At 66.8% G+C, this 20,020-nt stretch carries 10 protein-coding genes and 1 CRISPR repeat array; all 10 genes read left to right on the top strand.

The features are described from left to right. Window positions 1-179 precede the first annotated feature (179 nt). A CRISPR array of direct repeats spans window positions 180-878; the repeat unit is 37 nt; unit sequence GCTCCACCGGCCGGAGACGGCCGGTCTCCGTTGCAGC. Between the two features lie 1,729 nt (window positions 879-2,607). Continuing rightward, window positions 2,608-3,408 (top strand): hypothetical protein, encoded by an 801-nt coding sequence (locus ABZU74_RS18230; RefSeq protein ID WP_355424862.1) that lies wholly within the window; start codon window positions 2,608-2,610, stop codon window positions 3,406-3,408. Between the two features lie 63 nt (window positions 3,409-3,471). After that, window positions 3,472-4,602 carry a hypothetical protein gene (locus tag ABZU74_RS18225; protein WP_355424859.1) on the top strand — a complete coding sequence of 377 codons (1,131 nt, stop codon included), beginning with the start codon at window positions 3,472-3,474 and terminating at the stop codon, window positions 4,600-4,602. 23 nt (window positions 4,603-4,625) lie between these two features. Then, window positions 4,626-6,095: a hypothetical protein gene (locus ABZU74_RS18220; RefSeq protein ID WP_355424856.1), complete on the top strand. Its 1,470-nt coding sequence runs from the start codon at window positions 4,626-4,628 to the stop codon at window positions 6,093-6,095. 38 nt (window positions 6,096-6,133) lie between these two features. After that, the gene (locus ABZU74_RS18215; protein WP_355425017.1) at window positions 6,134-7,414 is read left to right on the top strand and encodes an AAA domain-containing protein; all 1,281 of its coding nucleotides are present in this window, start codon (window positions 6,134-6,136) and stop codon (window positions 7,412-7,414) included. A gap of 57 nt (window positions 7,415-7,471) precedes the next feature. After that, complete coding sequence (locus ABZU74_RS18210; RefSeq protein WP_355424853.1) at window positions 7,472-8,701, top strand: exonuclease SbcCD subunit D; 1,230 nt, start codon at window positions 7,472-7,474, stop codon at window positions 8,699-8,701. Next, window positions 8,698-11,691: an SMC family ATPase gene (locus ABZU74_RS18205; RefSeq protein WP_355424850.1), complete on the top strand. Its 2,994-nt coding sequence runs from the start codon at window positions 8,698-8,700 to the stop codon at window positions 11,689-11,691. Before ABZU74_RS18210 ends, ABZU74_RS18205 begins: the two co-directional genes overlap by 4 nt. Before the next feature lie 272 nt (window positions 11,692-11,963). Next, window positions 11,964-13,469: a hypothetical protein gene (locus ABZU74_RS18200; protein WP_355424847.1), complete on the top strand. Its 1,506-nt coding sequence runs from the start codon at window positions 11,964-11,966 to the stop codon at window positions 13,467-13,469. Then, on the top strand, window positions 13,466-14,206 hold the full coding sequence (locus ABZU74_RS18195; protein ID WP_355424844.1) for a hypothetical protein: 741 nt from the start codon (window positions 13,466-13,468) through the stop codon (window positions 14,204-14,206). The genes ABZU74_RS18200 and ABZU74_RS18195 overlap by 4 nt, the downstream gene beginning before the upstream one ends. A 23-nt stretch (window positions 14,207-14,229) precedes the next feature. After that, on the top strand, window positions 14,230-18,882 hold the full coding sequence (locus ABZU74_RS18190) for a hypothetical protein (RefSeq protein ID WP_355424841.1): 4,653 nt from the start codon (window positions 14,230-14,232) through the stop codon (window positions 18,880-18,882). Beyond that, complete coding sequence (locus ABZU74_RS18185; protein ID WP_355424838.1) at window positions 18,879-19,961, top strand: Wadjet anti-phage system protein JetD domain-containing protein; 1,083 nt, start codon at window positions 18,879-18,881, stop codon at window positions 19,959-19,961. The genes ABZU74_RS18190 and ABZU74_RS18185 overlap by 4 nt, the downstream gene beginning before the upstream one ends. Window positions 19,962-20,020 lie beyond the last annotated feature (59 nt).

The raw sequence follows: 20,020 nt of genomic DNA, 5'->3' as shown, positions 1-20,020 counted from the left end.
CTTGACAATTGAAGCGCGCCATCACCAGCAGACCCGCGTCGCCTCTGTGGTTCGGAACCGTTCGCGACCACGCCGCAGGCGCGGGGTTCCGAACCAGAGAACCAGGATAGAACCGGCATAGCAGGCAAAAGGCAAGCCCTGACACATTGATGTTCGTCTATTTGCGCAGCTCAAGAAGGGCTCTACCGGCCGGAGATGGCCGGTCTCCGTTGCAGCACGAACCGCAGCACGGCCGTGACGCCGTTGTAGACCGCTCCACCGGCCGGAGACGGCCGGTCTCCGTTGCAGCATCGCCGCACTCGCCGTCAACGTGCCCGGGTTCCCCGGCTCCACCGGCCGGAGACGGCCGGTCTCCGTTGCAGCAATCAAGTCAAGCGCTTCGATACCGGGGCTCGTCTGCTCCACCAGCCGGAGACGGCCGGTCTCCGTTGCAGCTTGCGCCGACGGCGGACGCCCTGCTCGTGGGCGTTGGCTCCACCGGCCAGAGACGGCCGGTCTCCGTTGCAGCTGCTGGCCGTTGAAGCGCAGTTGGTCGCCGGCGGAGTTCCACCGGCCGGAGACGGCCGGTCTCAGTTGCAGCGTCGTCGCATTCCGCACCGCCTGGGAGGAAACCGCCTGCTCCACCGGCCGGAGACGGCCGGGCTCCGTTGCAGCCGGGCGGCCGGCCGACGCCCAGTACATCTCGTTGACCCGCTCCACCGGCCGGAGACGGCCGGTCTCCGTTGCAGCAGGCCGGGCGGGATCTCCTCGATAAGGTTGCCCCGGAGCTCCACCAGCCGGAGACGGCCGGTCTCCGTTGCAGCGCCGGTGGCATCGCTTTCCTTCTGATGGCGGCGTGGGAGCTCCACCGGCCGGATACAGCCGGTCTCCGTTACAGCACCAACTCCTGCGCCCACTGAATCGTCGACACGCTTGCTCCGCCGGCCAAGAGCAGCACCCGGCCGGAGGTGGACGCCGCAGGCTCCACCTGGCCAGAGATGGCCGTTCTCGGTTGCAGCTGCGTCGTGGACGGCCGCCCGATCAACCCGGGTGAGCGCTTCACCGTCCGCAGAGGGCCGGTCTCCGTTGAGGCACCCGCCCGACGACCGGCCATGTGCAGGTGCGCACCCGCTCCACCGGCCGTAGCCGGCCGGTCTCCGTTGCAGCGCTCCGGTCCTCGATCGGTCCGAGTGCCCCGCCTACGCGCTCCACCGGCAGTAGACGCCGGTCTCCGTTGCAGCACGAAGAAGGTCCGCCGGGCCAACGGGACGGTCATCAAACTCCACCGGCCGGAGACGGCCGGTCTTCGTTACAGCTTGATCGCCGCCTCGGTCTTGACGATCTGCCCGGTCGCTGAAGCGCCGGAGACGGTCGGTCTCCGTTGCAGCGATGAGTACGACGAGCGCAACGTCGGGGTGGCCTAGGTTCCACCGGTCGGAGACGACCGGTCTCCGTTAAAGCCACCGTCGCCGGCAGAAGGACATGTTTGTCGCCATGCTGTTTCATTAGCTCGAGACGGCCGGTTCCGTTACAGCGATCAGCACGACCTCAACCATGTCAGCAGGCGGCAGGTTGTCCGGCGAGCCGAGTGTCATGATCAGTCCGTGCCACCCCGACATGTTCGCCGCCCAGGAGCCGGGCGGTTTGGATGATCACAAAATTTGTCGGGCTCAGCCACAACTAGACAGGGCCGTAGTGTAGGCACCTTCGATGAGGCGGCGCATGAGAGCCCGCCTGACGCCCTTGCGCTGACGCTCAGACGCTAACGTCGACAAGAACGAGAGTCGCTACAATCAATGGATATTACCGCGCCTTCGCACTCTGAACAGGCCAGAGGCCGCGCCCGCAAATCTTCAGCAAGCGATCACAGCAGTGCCACCCTGCGACCAATTTTTGATCTTCAGAAATAGGAACCCGCTGGTCATCGGCCTACGGAAAACAATTGCGTGCGTTTTAGGAAACCGATGCTCTATCCCCTGAGCTACGGGGGCGCGAGTGGTCAGTGCAACGACTTCCGGGTCCACCCGCGTTGGCAGGGAGTGACCCGCGTTGACCTGCGTTGACCGGGCGAACCGCCCCGACCGACGACCACACGGTGACCACACGCGGCGGGTCGGCAACCATGATCATTAACTCCGGTTGGCTCGGAGTGGCAAGGATTGACCCGGGGTGACCTCCGCTGGAGACCACACGGCGAGCACAGCACCAAGATCAATGAGGCGCTGCCGGCGGACCCTCACCTCGGCGCCCTCCATCCACCGGATGTTTGAGGTCACAACCGCTGGTCGCATCTGGCGCGCCACCCCAGACAGCGGGCCAGCGTACGGCCGACGGGGTGCCGCCCGCCGCGCGAAACCCACCATCCGATGAGGCTGAACGGTTCCGCATCGACACAGGTCGGCTTCGCCAGCCTCGCACAATGTCCGGCCGACAAGGCGCCCCAGTCGCCCGTCGGCATTCGCCTTCCCCACCGAGTGGATCTCGAAGCGACGGCGGTCGTCGCCCTTGCTGCCAGCACCAGCGACCGCGCGAAGGGAAGCGCCTGGTTGTGACGAATCGACTTCCCATGGAAGGATCCTGCTGGAAATTACTGGAATCTAGTGGAGAGTGTGTGGTAACTTCTCCCACGTGGCGGAGACGATGGATGAACTCGAAGGCCTGATCTCAGGGCTGCGAGCGCAGATCCGCCGTGCGCTGTCCACGGGCCAGCGCGCCAAAGTTCCTGCACTTCGGGCTGAGCTTCGCGCGGCTGAGCAGCGATGGGACACGGGCCTGCAGGACATCGAGGGGTCGGATACGGGACAGGCCCCGCTGGCCCCGTTGCCTTCCGGTGCGTCGCTGTTACCCATGCGGGAACAGGTTCACCAAGTGCTCACGCTGTTGGGGGTGCCGGCTGCGCCGAAGCTGATCGTCGCGGTGCATGACGCGTTCTACGCCGGTGAGTTGGTCAGCGCGAAATTGACCAGCCTTCGGCGAGACGAGGAGCGGTCGTTTCGGTCGGCGCCCTTTGCGCGTCCGTACTACTTGTGCAGTGCGCTCGCGGTGGACCAGTGGGTGAGCGTGCGGGGGTTGTTGGCCGTCTCCACGTGGTCTCTGGACCGGCGGATGATCGGTCCGCTGTCCCCGCGGGTCGATTTCCTTTCAGGGGCGATCAGGCTTGCCGAGCACGTCGAGCGGACCGGCGATCCCGGGCCGCAGACGAGCACGCTTCTGTGGCGGTTCGCGACCAACATTCCCGGCGCGGCAGAATCGTTCGGCTCGGCCAGGCCTGCGGCGATCATTGCGGCTGCGCGAGCCGAGCTGGCCGTCCACGACGACTCTGATCGCGCACAACGCAAGGCTGCCGCCGAAGCGGCACGCCGTCGGCTCGACGACGTCCAGCAGCTGTTCGGTGCTCAACCGCTCAGGGCCGTCCGCAGCGCAGACTAACAACTTCCCCGATATCGGCGGCCCGGTGCCGCGAAGACCGGACCCGTCATTCCAGAGGACACGATGACCGTCATCGACGACCGTCTCAACGCCATCCGTGGTGCGGCACCGCGAAAGCCGCACAACGCCCGAACTCTCGCTGCTCTTGCCGCTAACCCCGGCTGCCGCCGTCGCACGCTCATGGACGCCGCCGGCGTGAACAAAGCACTCATCGCTGATCGGCTCGGCCACGGCATGACTGTCGGCCAGATGTCCAGTATCGCGCTGGCCCGCGGAAAGAGCTTCGAAGCGCAAGTCAAGGCCGAGGGCGGCAATGACCTTCTGCGGCTGCTGCGGGGGCACCTCGATCTGCCGACTGCCCAGGCGCACTATCACGACCTCAACCCGGCCGACGACGACGACCGCATCAGCGCTCGACTTAGGCGGTCACAGAGCGCCCTGGAGGAAGCGGCGCGAGCATCGGACCCAGTGGGAACGATGTTCGATCACCCGATCCTGCAACTCACCATGAACGGCGTCCGGGTCTACATCGAGCCTGACCTGATCGCCTTCAAGTTCGGCGACCGTTTCCACATCGTCGAGATCAAATCTTTCCCCATCGTGGACGGCACGGCAGACCCGGGCAAGGTCGCCGCCGCCGCGCAGCAAGCGGCGGTCTACGTACTGGCGATGCGCGAGATGCTGCAAACCGCCGGGCTCTCACCGGAGCTGGTTTCCCATGAGGTGATCTTGGTCTGTCCCAGAGACTTCACTAACCAACCCGTGGCCGAGTTGGTCGACGTGCGCAAGCCGCTGGCGTCCCTGCGGCGTCACCTCACCCGCATGGAGTCGATGGAAGCCCTGCTGTCGGCCCTTCCTCCGGGCTTGACCTTCGACCTTGTTCTTGACGACACGGGACAGGCGACCCGGAGCCCGGACGATCTTGCCGCCTCTGTCGCTCAAGTCTCGGCACGCTATTCACCGGATTGTCTGGAGAGTTGCGAGCTGGCGGGGGTGTGCCGGGCGGAAGCGGACGGCACCGTGCCGGTGCTGGGTCGGGTGGTTCGCGAGGAGTTGGGCGGCATCGATTCCATCGCGGAAGCGATCGCGCTGGCGACCGGCGGCCGGGTGCCTGATGACAGCCAACGCCAGGCCGCCGGTCTGCTTCGGAGCGCTTACCAGATGCGCCAGCATGCCCTGGGGGCTATGCGGTGACCGTGATGAGCTCGCTGGCCCGGGTGCTCGCCGCCGGCTCGCAGACGCCCCAGCGTGTCACCCTGTATCGCCACCTACACATATCCGAGCAGCCGATCGTCATGGTGCCGATCATCTTGGCCGGCGAGACGAACGCTCCGCTCGCGGTGATGGTGGGCTCTGACCCCGGGCGGCCAGAGGTCATCGTTACGCGGCAGCCGCGCGAACGAGCCGAACGGCTTCGATTCGCGGAACGTCTCGCCGGCCATCTGCTGTTCCCGATCGCCTCGATGGCAGCGACCACACAGCGAGTCGACACCCGCAGATCGGAACTGTCGGTACGGGCAACCCAGGCGCCTCAGGTGTGGGTGCCCAACCCGGCTGGCATCGACTACGTCCGGTTGCTGGGGCGTATGACGCGGTTCCGTTCCAGTGAGGGCCCCTGGGCCGTTGCCCCGTCCGTGCGGCAATTGGGTATCTGGCTCACCTGGCTGGCGGAGCAGGCCGAGTTTGCCGACTCCTGCGTCCTGGTGCCGGCCACCCGAGCGTTGAGCGCGGTGTGGGCGACCGGGCAGAGCGACGTCGAGGACGGCAACCTCGCCGCGCTGATGGCCTGGCTAGCGCCGCCGCCCGGCATGGCCGTCATCGATGCCGCGCGCCGAGCCGAGGATCCGGCCGTGTGCCCGCCGGCCGGCCCGGCGACCGACCCCACCTTCGATCGGCTATTCCTACAGCCCACCCTGCACGATCTAGCCTCAGCGGCGACTGAGCCAGCCAGGCGGCAGATCCTCAACCGGTTGACCGGCATGCTCGTGGAACAGATGCGGCCCACCTGGGATTTGGTGTGGCAGTCCATCGACCTGCTGCGGGCGGAGTCACCGGCAGCGCGAGTGGCCCGCCGATGGGAGCGGCAGCGTGACCGCTTCACCGCGTTTCATCACTACGTCACGAACGGCGGATACCCGCAGGCCAAGCGCGACAACGCGGTACGCGCCGCACAGCGCCTCGCCGAGATGGAACAGCGGTTGGCTAGCTTCGACGCCGAGCGCGCCTACGACGACCCGCTGGTCCTCGCCGACTACCGGCTCGCCGGCGAGGCGTTCGCCGGCGAGGTCGTTGCGAGCGACCCCGATCGTCGGGTACCCGGCGCGCAACGATCCGTTACACGGCCCCTGGTCACCGTCACCACCACAGACCCGGTACGTCTCGACAAGAGACAGCAAGTGCACGACCCGAGCCGCAACGGGCAGCGGGCGCTCATCACCAAACTCGACGAGACCAGCGACGGCTGGATGATCGAACTCGAACTGCAGGACAAGATGGGTCGCGGCCGGAAACCTGAACCAGGATCCGTCCCGGCCGTCGGGGACAACGTGGTCTACACAACGCTCGCCGACACGTTCGTGCGTCGCGGCCGGGCCTGGCCCACGCGGGAGAACATCCCGTGGACCCACGGCGGGCCGCCGCCGGAACCTGTTCCCGTTCCGGAGGACGCGGTGGAGGACTGGTCGTGACAACACCGCAGCAGCTCGCCGAGGCCCGCACCGCCGAGATCATTGCTGATTTCACCGAACCCCGACGCTCAGGGGTGGTCGTCGACTCGCCGCCCGGGGCGGGCAAGTCCACGCTCGTCGTCCGAACGGCAGCGGAGATCGCCGGAGCCGGCGAGCCGATCATGGTCATCGCCCAGACCAACGCGCAGGTCGACGACCTCACCGCGAAGATCGCCGCGCGGCTGCCGCACCTCCTGATCGGCCGCCTCACCCGCGACAACTACCGTCCGCCCGCCTCTGTGGAGCTACCGAACGTGCAGGTCGGCAACCGCCTAGACGCCCTCGGCGATTGCCGCGTCGTGGTCGGAACGGCAGCGAAGTGGAGCCGGGCCGAGACGGCCGGAAAGCTGCCGTGGGCAATCGTCGACGAGGCGTATCAGATGCGTTCCGACATGCTGCTGCTCATCGCCGCGCTGTTCGAGCGGATGCTGTTCGTCGGCGATCCCGGGCAGCTGGACCCGTTCTCCCCGGTCGAGGGCGAGCGGTGGGCCGGCCTGCCGTGGGATCCCATGCAGAGCGCGGTCGCCGTACTGCTACGAAACAACCCGGAGATCACGCCGCACCATCTGCCCCTGTCCTGGCGGCTGCCGCCGAGCGCGGCCGGGGTCGTCCGGGAGGCGTTCTACCCGTTCACCCCCTTCCGGTCCGGCGCCGGCTACGCAGACCGCAACGTCGTCATGCGCGTGGCGGGACTGCGGCCGACTCCGGTGGACGAGGTGATTGCGCTGGCGGCCGAGACCGGCTGGGGCTTCTACGAGCTGCCGCACCGCAACACGCTGCGCACCGACGAGGAGGCGGTCGCGGCGACGGCGGACATCGCCACCCGCCTGTTGCAACGTGGCACGGAAACGTATTGCGAACACGCCCGCGGCGGACGGCCATTGACCCCTGACCGCATCGCCGTCGGTGCGGCGCACCGCGACCAAGTCGCCGCGCTGCGCCGGGAACTACGCACCCGCGGCGCAACCGGCATCCGCGTGGACACCGCCAACGGGCTGCAGGGTGCCGAGTTCGATATCACCGTCATCCTGCACCCGCTGTCCGGTCGCATCGACGCCACCGCATTTCACCTCGAGTCCGGTCGCCTGTGCGTCCTGACCTCCCGGCATCGGCATGCCTGCATCGTCGTGGGACGCCAGGGCATCCCAGAACTCCTGGACGCTCACCCGTCCACCGAGCCGATGCACCTCAGAGCGTTCAACAAGTTCCCCGACGGCTGGGAAGCCAATCAAGCCGTCCTCGCCCACCTCGCCGACCACCGGATCCGCGGCCTCGGCTAACGCCCGATCCCCCTTTGACGTCAGCGCACGTCCCCTTCGCGAAAGGGCCCCGATCCCATGCAACTGCTACACACCTCCGACTGGCACGCCGGACGGACCACGTACAACCAGTCCCGCGCCGCCGACCTCGACGACGCCCTCACCGAGTTCATCGCAATCGCCCGGGACGTCCGGCCCGACGCGATCATCAACTCCGGTGACCTGATCGACCACTCCAAGGTCAGCCACGCCGAGATCGAGCGGGTCGTCGACGCTCTCGCCGAACTCGCGGCGATCGCCCCCACGATCGTGGTCGCGGGCAACCACGACAACTTCAGCTTGCTGCGCTACCTCGACCGGCTCGGACGCCTCAACCGGCTCTACTTCGTCAACAAGCCGCTCGGCATCGGCGGTGACCACCTCGTTTTGCCCGGCCGGGACGGCAACACACTGCGGATCGGCGCGCTGCCGTTCGTGTCCGCCGAACGTGGCGTCGACGTTTTCGACGACCCTCGCCGATGGGCCGGCGCCTACCGTGCCCGCATCGCCGACCTGCAGGCGAGGATCACCGCCGGCTTGACGGCGGGCCTGGACCCGCGGCGCGAGCTGACGGTTTTCGCAGCGCATCTGCATGTAACCGGCGCCGGTCTCTCCGGTAGTGAGCGTGCCCGGCATTGCAGCGACGACTACGCCTGCGACCCCGCGACCATCCCGCCGGTCGACTACGCCGCGTTCGGCCACATCCACGACCCGCAGGACCTGCCCGGCCCTGTCACCGGCCGGTACGCGGGCTCGCCGATCCCGCTGGACTTCGGTGAGGCCGGCCAGCGCAAGAGCGTCACGCTGGTCACGCTCGAGCCCGGCATGCCCGCGCGCTGCGAGGCGATCCCGCTGCGGGGTGGCCGAGCCCTGTTCCGATTCGAGGGCAGCTTCGCGGATCTGCAATCCCAGGCCGCCGTGATCGGCGACGCCCTATGCCTTGCGACAGTGCACACCGACACCCACGACCCGGCACTCGCGCAACGCGTCCATGACCTGCTCGGACGCGCCACCGTCCTGGACGTGCAACAGCGTGTCGCCGGCACCCAGGGTGCCGCGCTCGTGGTCGAACCCGGCACCGCTACCGCCCAGCGGCCGCTGTTGGACGCCTTCGGCGCCTACCTCCAGCAGACCGACACCCGCACCGCTGCGATCGACACGGTGATGGCGATCATGGGCGAGTTCCTCGCCGCCGACAACGAGGACCGCGACCCCTGCTTCGCCGTCGACGCGCTGCTCACCGACGATCAGACGGCGGGTGTCGCATGAGACCGCTTGAACTCACCTTCTCCGGCCTACGGTCCTACATCAGCCGGCAGCACATCGACTTCCGCGACCACACACTCGTCGGGATCACCGGCGAGACCGGCGCCGGCAAATCCTCGATCTTCATCGCCATCAATTTCGCCCTGTTCGGGGCGTGTACCTTCGAAGCTCCCACCCCGAAGGTGCTCATCGCCGATGGCGGCGACGGCACGCTCGCCGTGGAACTCGTCTTCGAAGCACGCGGCAAAGAGTGGAAGGTCAGCCGACGACTGTCGAAGAAGTCGACCAACTCCCACCACCGGCTGGAGGCAGTCGACGGCTCGGAGACGCGGCTCGGCCGAGACGCCACCAACACCCGCATCCAGCAGCTCATCGGGCTCGACCAAAAGACCTTCGTCCGCGCGGTGCTCCTGCGGCAGGGCAAATTCGAACAGCTGCTGCACGCTTCGCCTGCTGAACGGGCGCACATGCTCAAAGGCCTGCTCGGCCTCGACATCCTCGACACCATCAGCCGACAGGCCCGCGACCGCCGCGACGCACTCGTCCCCCGGCTGCACAAACTCCGTGAGCGCAAAGCCGCTCTGATCCAGGACCCGCGCGCCGCCGCGACCCAGGCCGCCACCCAGATCGGGCAGGCCGACGAGCAGATCAAACAGCTCGGGGCGGCCCAAGAGCAGCTCGCCGACATCGACACGCGCCGCGCCGACGCCGAGAACGAACGCACGCGGCTGCTGGAGCTGATCGGCAAACTCGCATCGATCATGGAAACCGGCGCACCCGAGCAGCTCAAGAAACTCGCCGAACTCGATGACACCATCGCCGTGATGGACGGTGCCCTCGTCGCCGAGCTGATCCCCCTGCGTCAGCAGCGCGACGATCTCCTTACCCACCTCGGAGACCGCAGGCCAGGCGGTCCGCTCGCAGATGTGCCCGCGACCGCCGCTACCGGGCTCGGCCAACTCGGCGAACTGATCGAGCGCGAGGCCGACGCCAGGTCCCGCTACGACACCGAGACCGCCGAGCTGCGAGCAGCGGAGTCTGGGGCATCCGGCGCACGGGAGCAAGCCGGAAAGCTCGCCATGCTGCGCAAGGACACCGAGCAGGACCGGAAGGACGCCGCGGACCGTGAAGGCGACCTCGACAGACAACTTGATGCGTGGCGCGCTGCCCTGCGCGACGTTCGTGACCTGACTACTCGCGTCTCGCAGCTCACCCAGCAACTGCGCGACCGGCGATCCGACCACTCAGCCGCGGCGGAGAAGCTGGAGCAGCAACGCGCCGCCGAGGAGGAAGCCCATCAGGCGGTGACGGCGGCGGAGGAAACGCTTGAGGGGCAGAAACGCCTGAACGCCGCCGCATACGCCGCCGCCGGCCTGCAGCCGGGCGACGCCTGCCTGATCTGCGACCACGAACTGCCCGACGGCTTTGCACCTCCGCACGCGCCGGGCCTGCACGACGCCGAACAAGCCGTGAAGAAGGCCCGAGCCCACGCGAAGCGCGAAGCCGACCTGACCACGGCGGCACTGAGCAAGGAACGGGAGACCTACACGGTCGCCGAGCAGAAAGCCGCCCAGCTCACAGACGCGTCCGAGCAGGCGCGCACCGCCTTCACGGTCCTCACGCAGCAGCTCGGCGCGATCGACCTCGACCGGCACGACGATCACAACCTCGCACCACATATCGAGCTCCTCACGGCCGCCCGCGAGCAGACCACGGCCAAAGCCACGCACCTCGAGGAGATCCGCGACAACGCCGCGAAAGCCGCCGCAATCGTCGGGGCCATCGACAAGGACATTGCCGGTCGTACCGCCCAGCTGAAAGAGGTCCACAGCCAGGTGGCGGCGCTGCACAAGAGGATCACGACCCTCATGCAGCAGATCCCGGCTGAATACCGCCCGGAACAACCCACCACGGAACTGGTAACCCGCCTGCGGGACCAAGCGACCGCCGACCGGCTACGTCTGGGCGAGCAATGGAGCACACTCACCCAGCTCAGCACCGAGATCGACGTGCTGGAGACGCGACGTGAGCAACTGGTAGAGAAACGCGCCGATCAGGTCACCACACCGGCGAAGCAGAGCCAGCAGCGGATGCTGGACGTCTCCTCGGCCCACGCCGCCCTCGCGGCGTTGCTGCAAACGCCGCCCGCCACCCAACTCGATCTCACCGCCGACCTCGCCGCACAAGCCCAATGGGCGGCCGACCTCAAGGACCTCGCGAAGGATGCGCTCGACGCCGGCCGGGCCCGGACCGGGCATATCAGCTCACTGCTCGAACGGCTCGCCGACGAAGCAGCCGCCATCACCAGCAACGCGCCGACCGGCGGTAAGCCCATCCGCACCGCGTACGACGACGCCGTCGGGCGCCGGGCCATCGCCGTGGAGACATACGACACCGCACTGGCCCAAATCCCGGTGATGGACGACCTGGTACGCCGCATCCAGTCCACCCAGCCGCACCTTGACGGACTCACCGCACTGATCGACCTGCTCGGCAACGGAAAATTCGGCGCCGCCGTTGTCCAGGAGCGACAGCAGACTCTGCTCGGTGCCGCCACCGCGATCATCCGCGGCATGACCCTCGGCCGGTTCGCCTTCGGCCCTGACTTCCAAATCTTCGACGCCCACACCGGCAGCCTTCGCGACGTGAAGACCCTCTCTGGCGGCGAGACGTTCCAGGCGAGCCTCGCGCTCGCCCTCGCCGTGGTCGAACAAGCCAGCAGCAGCGGCGGGAAAGCCGAATCCCTCTTCCTGGACGAAGGCTTCGGCAGCCTTGACCAGACCGCCCTCACCTACGCTCTGGATGCCTTGTCCACCCAAGTCGCCGCGGGCCGCCTCGTCGTCGTGATCAGCCACATGCTCGCCGTGGCCCAACACGTTCCAGCACTGCTCCGCGTCTCCAACACCGCCGCGGGAAGCACCGTGCGCTGGGCCACCGACGCCGAACTACTCGAACTCGCCGACGACCCCGGCGCTGGGCCGCTACACACCTGACCGCAGGCACCACCACCGACTGCGCCAGCAAACGGCGCCAAGGCGCAGCCAAGATCAGCAAGCATCCGCATCCGGACGGAGGTAGCCGACATCAACGCCACCACCACTCGCGGCGACACCCCCACCCATCGCCGACGCAGGCGTGCATTGTCCGCCGGCGCTGCTGATTCGCCCTCTCGGCCGGCCGTAGCCCAACGGTCCTCATCAACGCCGCACGCGCGTGGCGGCCCGGAGGATCATCACCTACCGAGCGTCGGGCAGGTGATCTTGCGGTGAAACCAGCACTCGAGGAGTTCGTCCGCCAATGGCAGCCACGCCAGCGTCAATCATTCGGCATGATCGCTGCGCTTGCCGTACGACTGCAGAACCTGGTCAACAACCACGGCGACTGGAACGTGTACGACCCGCCCACGATCGCGCTCGCCGCGTTGTACCTGGTCGTCGAGCCTAGTCGCCTTGCCGGAGGGTGGACCCGCGAGCAGCTGATCGACGAGCTGCTGCCTCTGGCGCAGCGTGCCGGGGCGGGCCGGCCCGATGCCGAGCACCGGGAGGTCGTGACGGCCGTGGTTGACCTGATGCACGGCCGCTCCACCGGTGGGCAGGCGTTCATCGACTTTTACGGTGACTGGACCGGCGAAAGCTATCAGCGGCTGCAGAAGCCGTTGGAGTATTTGTACCTGGTCGGCGGCGAGGACGCGGTGCCGACGGTGAAGGCCGACGCTCGTGCGGTGAACATGTTCCAAGGCCTCTACACCCTCGATCTCGAGGACCAGAACGCGGCGGAGAACTTCATCGCCGACCGGCAGCTGGCCCGCGGTGACGTCGACGAAGTGGTCGCCACAGTACGGCGCCAGCACATGACGCTTAACGCGCTGCTCGAGCGCATCCGCGACCAAATCAAGCAGATTCGCCGTGACGTGCGCTCGGTGGACTACGTCCACGACGTACAACCAACGATGGAACGAATCATGCAGGTGCTCGGCGAGCAGCTGAAGACCACGAGCGACTTCAAACACCGCGTGCAACAGCGCCTCGAACCCGACCAGCCCGGCGAACAGCAGATGCGCGAGACCGAAGCGCTACTCGAACGCCGCTACGACGACCTGTCCGACGTCCTGCACGAGGTCAGCCAGGTGAATCAAGTCTTCGCCGAAGAACAGGATCGGCAGGTGTGGACGCGTTACCGAGGCAACCTGCACGACCCCGAGAAGACGTTGTTCGCCCCGCTCATCGGTATGAAGGCCGGCGCCCTCGAAACACTCCTGGAACCGGTATGCGCGCTGGCGCTCGGCGTCCGCCGGCCCCGTGTGCCGTCCGCCCTCGAACTCGTCGAACGAACGGCGCCCAAAGTCCGCCGCGTCACGCCGGCTCCAGTCGACAACCCGTTCGAGATCGACGACATCGTCGCGCCGGTGCCGTGGATCCGGGACGAGACGCTCAACTGCCTGCGCGAGTTGTTCCGCGCAGTCGATCAGCCGACGCGCCTGTCAGAGCTCTTGACTCGGGCGGTCCACGATCATCCTGATCTGTGCCGCACCGGCGAGCACGCCACATTGACGCACCTGGTGTGTCTGGTCACTCTGACCGCGTTCGCTCCGCCGCACGCCACAGAAGCCGCCGACGACCTGACGATCGCGGTCCTGGCGAGACAGCGGGAGTTGCTCGATCCCGACCGGATCCGCGTGATCAATGACCACACGCCGCTCAGCCTGCCCGGTATCGCGGGCGACGACCTTCTCTTGCAACCCGTACCAGCCGCTGCAGGAGGGGACCAATGATCTCTTTCGAAGAGGTCGGCCGACTCATCGCCTTCGGCACCAACATAGCCATGACCCCCGGGGCCAGCGGAGACCGCGCCGAGTACCGCCGGCTGATCCACGAGTACGTGATGAACCCGGACTTCCGCGACGCCGTGGATGCCGTCCTCGGTGGCGCTGAGTGCGAGGTCACGGACGCCAACGAGACCATCGGGCTGGTGCTGTTCCCCCGCTCGGGCAGCCCTTGGTCCTGGCCGGGAAAGGCACCGGATTTGCCGTGGAACAGGAGCGATGACTCCGTAGACCGCGCAGCCCGGATGCTGACCATCGTCGCCCTGCTCGCCATGCAGTTCCCCGCCGGTGTCGATCTGGAGGCGACGCTCAATGACACCGACCGGGCGGTGCCCTCGGTCTCGGTCCTGCAACTCGAGGAGTACATCCGGGAATTCTGCGAGCGGCAGAAGGCCAACGCGCCTGACGTCGCGGCCGGCACCCCCGACCAGGAACTCCCGATGTGGTCGTTGTGGCTGAGCAGAACCACCTACGGCGGCGCGGTCAAGCGCACCTCCCGTACCACCTCCACCTATCTCGTCTACCAGACGCTGGACGGACTGCAGCAACTGGGATTCGTCAGCGACCTCACCCCAGACAGCCCCGCAGAACATAAGAACTACCGAATCCGGCGACGGCTGCTCGCCCAGTTCCCCGACTTTCTGATGAACCCCCTGTTCGAGGCGCTGCGCCCCACCAACGCCTGACTCGTCACCCGGGAGCCCGACAGATGCTTGCCCCCACTCGGCTGCGCCTCGTCAACGTAGGTATCGAACGCCCTCGCTTCGCCGACCTGATCATCGATCTGCGCACCAACGGCCAGCCCGACGACACCGTCATCAAGCTGCAGAACGGCGGCGGCAAGAGCACCATCATCGCGATGTGGCTGCACGCCTACGAGCCCCACCGTGACAAGTTCCTGGCCAAACTCGCCATCCGGCACCAGGGCAAGGCCGGCGAGCAGAAGAAGTTCGAGCACTACATCCCCGCCGGATCAACCACCTACGTCATCTGTGAACACGCCATCGCGGGAACCGCCGAGAACCTGTTCGGGGTGGCACCGCGGCTGATTGTCGGATACGCCGCCTGGCGCGACAGCGAAGCGCAGGACCGCGCCAGCGAGTTGTTCTTCTGCTTCCAGACCAACGACGCGCTGACGTTCGACACCCTGCCCGTCCGCGGCACCGACGGCCGCCCCATGTCTCACACCGATTTCCTCGACCACCTCATCGCGTCCAAGAACAGCGACCCCACCCTGCAACTAGCTCACACCGACGATCAGGGCAAGTGGGCGGTCGAACTGGCGAGCCGCGGCTTCGACCTCGATTTTCTCCGGCGATTCCTCCTGCAGATGAACCTCGACGAAGGAGCGGCCGACCGCATCTTCACCTACGACAGCAGCCGCACATTCCTCAACAGCCTGATCAACGTGCTGGCCGACCCGAAAGACCTTACGACGGTGGCACGCGAGATCACGCGACTCAAGGTGAAGGTCGCCAATCAGGAGGTGGATGAGGCCACCGAAGCGTTCCTCACGGCCGCTCGCCGATACACCGAGCCGCTCGCCGCCGCGGCCGACCTGTTCAAGAAGCAGCAGACAGCACGCACCTCAGCGTTGACGCAGTGGGCCGACACCACCCGGCTCGTCGAGCAGTGGACCGCGACGGCGGACACCGCAACAACCCACGTCAACCAGGTCCACGGCGCCGCCACGACCGCCCGGAATACAGCAGACCGCCGGCAGAAGCACCTCGAAGGGCAGCGGGCCGCGTTGATCCTGCGTCGATGCCAGCAGGAAGTCGACCAAGCGGCGCTGGGGGCGAAGACCGCAGACGAGGAGGTCACCACCGCGGAGGGCGTGCTTGAAGCGGCCAAGGGCTGCATTCAACTGGCCCAGCATGCCGTTGCCGCACAGGACCAGCAGCTTGCCCTCGACCAACTGCAGGACAAGGTCCGTGAGGCGGCGCCGCTGCGGCGCGACCTCGCGACCACGGCGCAACTACTCACCAACCGACTCGAAGACGAGATCGCGGCTTTGGCCCAGAGCGACGGCCGGCTCGACTCCCAGGAACAGACCGATGCCCGCCGGCTCAAGGTCCTCGACACAGCGATCACGGCCTGCACCGTGCTCAAAGCCGAGGCCCGCGCCGACCTGGAAAAAGTCACCGAGCAACGTGCCGACGGCAAGATCCTCCGGCAAGGGCTTCGCGACGACGGGTCCCTGGAGACCGACGAGCCGGCCCATCGCGCCGTCACACGATACCGGCAGACCGCCGAAGCGGCCCGTAGCAACATCACTTCGAACCGTCAGCAGGCCGCCCGGTATGACAACGGTGCCAAGGCAGCCACCCAGCAAGCCCACCGACTCCAAGTCGACCTCGACACGGCCGCACACCAGATCACCACGAACGAGAACAGCCTGGCTGAGATCGTGCGGCGCACCGACAGCCTCACCAACGAGGTGACCGCATCAGGGGTGGTCGAGATCGACCGCGTCGACCTCGACGAACACGCCGACATCATCCACGCCGACATCCGCGCCCGCCTCGTCGGAACACGCGCCACCGCCCGAACCCGTGCCGTGCGCGTCAGCCAGCTCGAACGCAACGTCCAGGCACTGCAGGCCAGCCAGCTGCTACCCGCCCGACCCGAAGTCGACGAACTCGTCAATCAACTGCAACACCACACCGGCCGCGGCGCCGTACCCGGCTGGACCTGGCTGTCTCGCATCGCCCCCGACAAGGCCACCTCGTTACTGCGCAACCACCCCGAGCTTGCCGACGGCATCGTCGTACCCATCGAGGACGACTTCGCCGAGGTCGAGAAGTGGCTCGACGCGAATCAACACGCGATCTCCGTACCCGGCCCCGTCGTCGTGGCCTGCGGCGCTTCGTTCTTCAACGGCACGAGCGGTGATCGGCGGACCGTCGTGCTTCCCGATGCCGCGCTCTGGGACCAGCAGGCCGGCCAGGAAGCCGTCACACGTGTCGAGCAGGAACTCGACACCGCGTTGACAAGCCGTGACGAGGCCGAAACGACCATCGTCACCGGTGAGCACCTGATGCGAGAGCTCGACCGGTGGACGAGCGAGATCGGTCAAGGCGGCGCCGATCGACTTCGTGAGCAGATCGAGCAACAGAGGCTCGCCCGCTCGGAACTCGCCGAGAAGCAGAAGCAGCTGTTCGAGGACGCGCAGGACGCCCGCGAGCAGGCAGAGAAGCACCGTAAGGACGGCGACGACGAGCGCGCCCGCGCGGAGCGGGCCGAGGAAGCCGAACGCAAGGTCCGACCGCTGGCCGAGTTCGACGCGGGCGAAGACCAGCGTACTCAAATTGAAGAAGATGCCCGCCGCCGGCGTGACCAAGCCGCACACAACCAGCGTGAGCACGAGGACGAGCGGCAAGAGATCCGTAACCGCGCCGGCGGCCTCGCGGAGCAGCGCCGGGGTCTCGCCGTCCAGACCAGCGAACTGCATCGCCGGCTGGCCATCGTCAACGACATCCTCTCGGCTCATCCCGGAGAGGCGACCGAACCTGAACCCGGCCTGCTCGAACTACCTCGCGACGCCCTCGACAGCCGCCTCCGTGACCTGAACCAGCAATACCAGGGACTCGTGACTGACGCCGACCTACGCTCCCGCATCAGTACGGCGCAGGAAAGAATGGAGGAGTGCTCGGCCGCTCTCGGCAGACTCAGCCAGGCCGCTCAGCAGCAGGCACGAGCGATGTTCCACCAAGCCCCGCACACGTCCCTGGTCGAATGGGACCGCGCCGACAAACAGGCCGAGCGACTGGTCCGCGCCCTCATCGAGGCGCGAGGCGCCGCCCAACAACGCCACCAGGCCGCCAAGACCGCGTGGAACGCGGCGCGCGGAGAGAAGGGCGCGCAGTCACCGCTCGACGTTCAATGGCACTCGCCTGACCTGACCACCACGAATCACCACCTGGAGGAGGTCCAGCAGCTGATCGCCACTGCCAAAGAGAGCATGAGGGAGGCGAAGCAGACCCTGGACCAGGCGACCGTACTCCAAAACCGGCTCACCGCTTTCGCCTCGACCGTTAAAGACCGCCTCGCCGCCAACCTCACCGCGGCCGGTAAATCCCTGGCCCAGTCAGGCAAGCTCGGACAGCCCGTCAGCCTCGACGATCTGCTGTGGGAGACGAGCGCCTCGCTCGACACCACCCATCCGGTCGTCACTCGACTGCGCTGGATGAACGAGGCTCTGGATGAGGCCAAACTAGCCGCCAACCCCTTGAGCCTCGCTGCCGGTCTCGACCGCTTCAGCGCCGACGACCTCGAGCGCTTCGTCACCAGTGTCATCGAGGCCATCGAACACGTCGAACGGCAATGCCAAACGGCCGAAGGCCAGGCCCACGCCTTGGCGGAGAAGCTGCGCGAGTGCAGCGTCAACGCACCCGGTAAGGCTTCCGGCACCATCGTGAGCCGACTCAAGTCCTCACCGCTGGCCGAACTGATCGATAACGCAACCTCCAACGACTACGACGCCAGTCAGCGCCTCGCCGCCGTCCAAGCCGAACTCCGCAACTTCAGTACCGAACTCGACCATTCCACACAGGTCGTCAGCAACACCGTCGAGTCAATGCGCAGCAAGATCCGCACCATCGCGAGCCGATCCAAACTCCCCACTGACGACCGGCTCGGTGTGTGGTCCGGCCAAGAGTTCCTGAAAATACAGTGGAGCGAGTCGAGCCGTGACAACCGGCAGAGATTGGTCCGGGACGCCCTTGAAGTCATGATCAAACCTGAGGAGGCACCAACGAGCAGACGCCCAAGTCGGAAGCCGGCCCCTCTTGAAGCGCTTGTCGAAGCGATCACCCCGAACCTGCGCGCGGAAGTCCTCATCCCGAAGGTGCCGTTCGACGGCAAGCACTATCCCATGGAAGAAATCGCCATGCGCACCTCCGGCGGCGAAGGCGTCACCATGGCCGTCATCATCGCCGCGCTCATGCTCTCGATGCGCAACCCGAGCCGGAAGGAACAAACGTTCCTGATCATCGACAACATCTTCGCCAAAGTTGTCGAACCGTCCTTGCTGCGCCTCATCCGCCAAGTGGCCCGCGGGCTGCGCGTCCAGCTCATCCTGCTCACCGCGTCACGCGACTCGCACGCACTCAGCGTGTTCTCCAATTGGGTACAGCTCAAGGTCCAGGAGGCGGGCAAACGAGTCCTGGTCGTACCCGAAGCGGCCGTCGCCGCAGACCTCCCGAGACAGCTCCGACGTGAACCCCTCGTCGCAACGACAGCACCGGTCATCCTCGACACGGCCGCCGCCAGGATCAGCATCACCGACCCGATGCTCAGGACGAGCGACCCCGACAACTCCGGCGCTGCACTCGATGTAGAAGTAGACGAACTCGCGTGACCCCGGCAACCACGCTCGCCGCCGCATTGCAGGCACGGCTACTGGCCCACGCCATCGACGCGGGCCGCACCCGGGCCTCCCTCACCACCCTGCTGACCATGCAGGCCACCATTGAAGCGCACGCCGCCACCCGACCCGGTGCCCGCCAACGGCTCAGCAACGCCATTGACGAACTCGTCAAACAGGCAGCCGTGGAAACACCTCGTTCACGACATTTGTGGGACCATGCCGCGCTACCTCCTCTGCCCCGATGGGTCGTCATCATCGCCGACATCTCCGGCAAAGTCCCTCCCATCGACATGAGCACAACCAGCTGGGTGCCCATCATCTCGCGTTGGATCGGCACGTGGCTGCGAACGTGCAAGCCGCCGACGGCCCTGCGCGCTGCGCTCCAGCAGATCAATAGCTGGCTGCTGGAGCACCTCGGCGAACAACCCGCCATACTCGCCCGGGAAGAGCGCTCACTCAGCATCTTCAACGACGAGAAGACCCTCGCTCGCATCGAGCCGAGCAGCATCTTCGCCCCCGGGCGCCTGAAGCCACAGGATCTCGCCTACGAACGCCCCGTCGCCCCGCTGCGTGCAGCCCGCCTCGCCGCCGGCGGCGATCTGCTCATCGTCGAAAACCAGGCCACCTTCGACTCCGCCTGGCGCGCTCTACGTCAGTCGCCCGGCCCTTTCGCCGCAATCGCCTTCGGCAACGGGTGGGAGGCGGCCCAGGCCGAACCGGTCATCGCCCTGGCCGACCACCTACAGCTTCGCGCGGCTCCCGAGCGCATCGTCTACGCCGGCGACCTGGATATCGACGGCCTCGACATACCGCAAACGCTAGCCGCCAACCTCAATGCGCTCGGATTCCCCGAGCCTCAGCCGCTTCGCGCCGCCTACAACACTATGCTCGATCCCTCCCGCGATCGAACAGGCAGACCTAATGCCCCCGCCCCGGAAGAGCTCGCACGGCAGGCAGTCAAGTGGCTCCAGGACGATCAACGCGACCGGGCACACCGCCTACTCGTCAACGGACAGCGCATTGCTCAAGAAGTCTTGGACCGTAAGTGGTGGGTAACGACCGAGCTGTAACTACATGGCGATTCGCATATTTCGCCGGCTGCTTCAGGGTCGGCAAACAGTAAGCGCCG

It is taken from the genome of Micromonospora sp. NPDC005171, assembly GCF_040608575.1.
Taxonomy (GTDB): Bacteria; Actinomycetota; Actinomycetes; order Mycobacteriales; family Micromonosporaceae; genus Micromonospora.
Note: the sequence above shows the minus strand (reverse complement) of the source record. Positions and strands in the feature narration are given on the sequence as shown.

Excerpts from the sequence above, each read along its gene's own strand:
- ABZU74_RS18225 (WP_355424859.1), top strand. The coding sequence starts at position 3,472 with ATGACCGTCATCGACGACCGTCTCAACGCCATCCGTGGTGCGGCACCG.
- ABZU74_RS18210 (WP_355424853.1), top strand. The coding sequence starts at position 7,472 with ATGCAACTGCTACACACCTCCGACTGGCACGCCGGACGGACCACGTAC.
- ABZU74_RS18205 (WP_355424850.1), top strand. The coding sequence starts at position 8,698 with ATGAGACCGCTTGAACTCACCTTCTCCGGCCTACGGTCCTACATCAGC.
- ABZU74_RS18195 (WP_355424844.1), top strand. The coding sequence starts at position 13,466 with ATGATCTCTTTCGAAGAGGTCGGCCGACTCATCGCCTTCGGCACCAAC.
- ABZU74_RS18190 (WP_355424841.1), top strand. The coding sequence starts at position 14,230 with ATGCTTGCCCCCACTCGGCTGCGCCTCGTCAACGTAGGTATCGAACGC.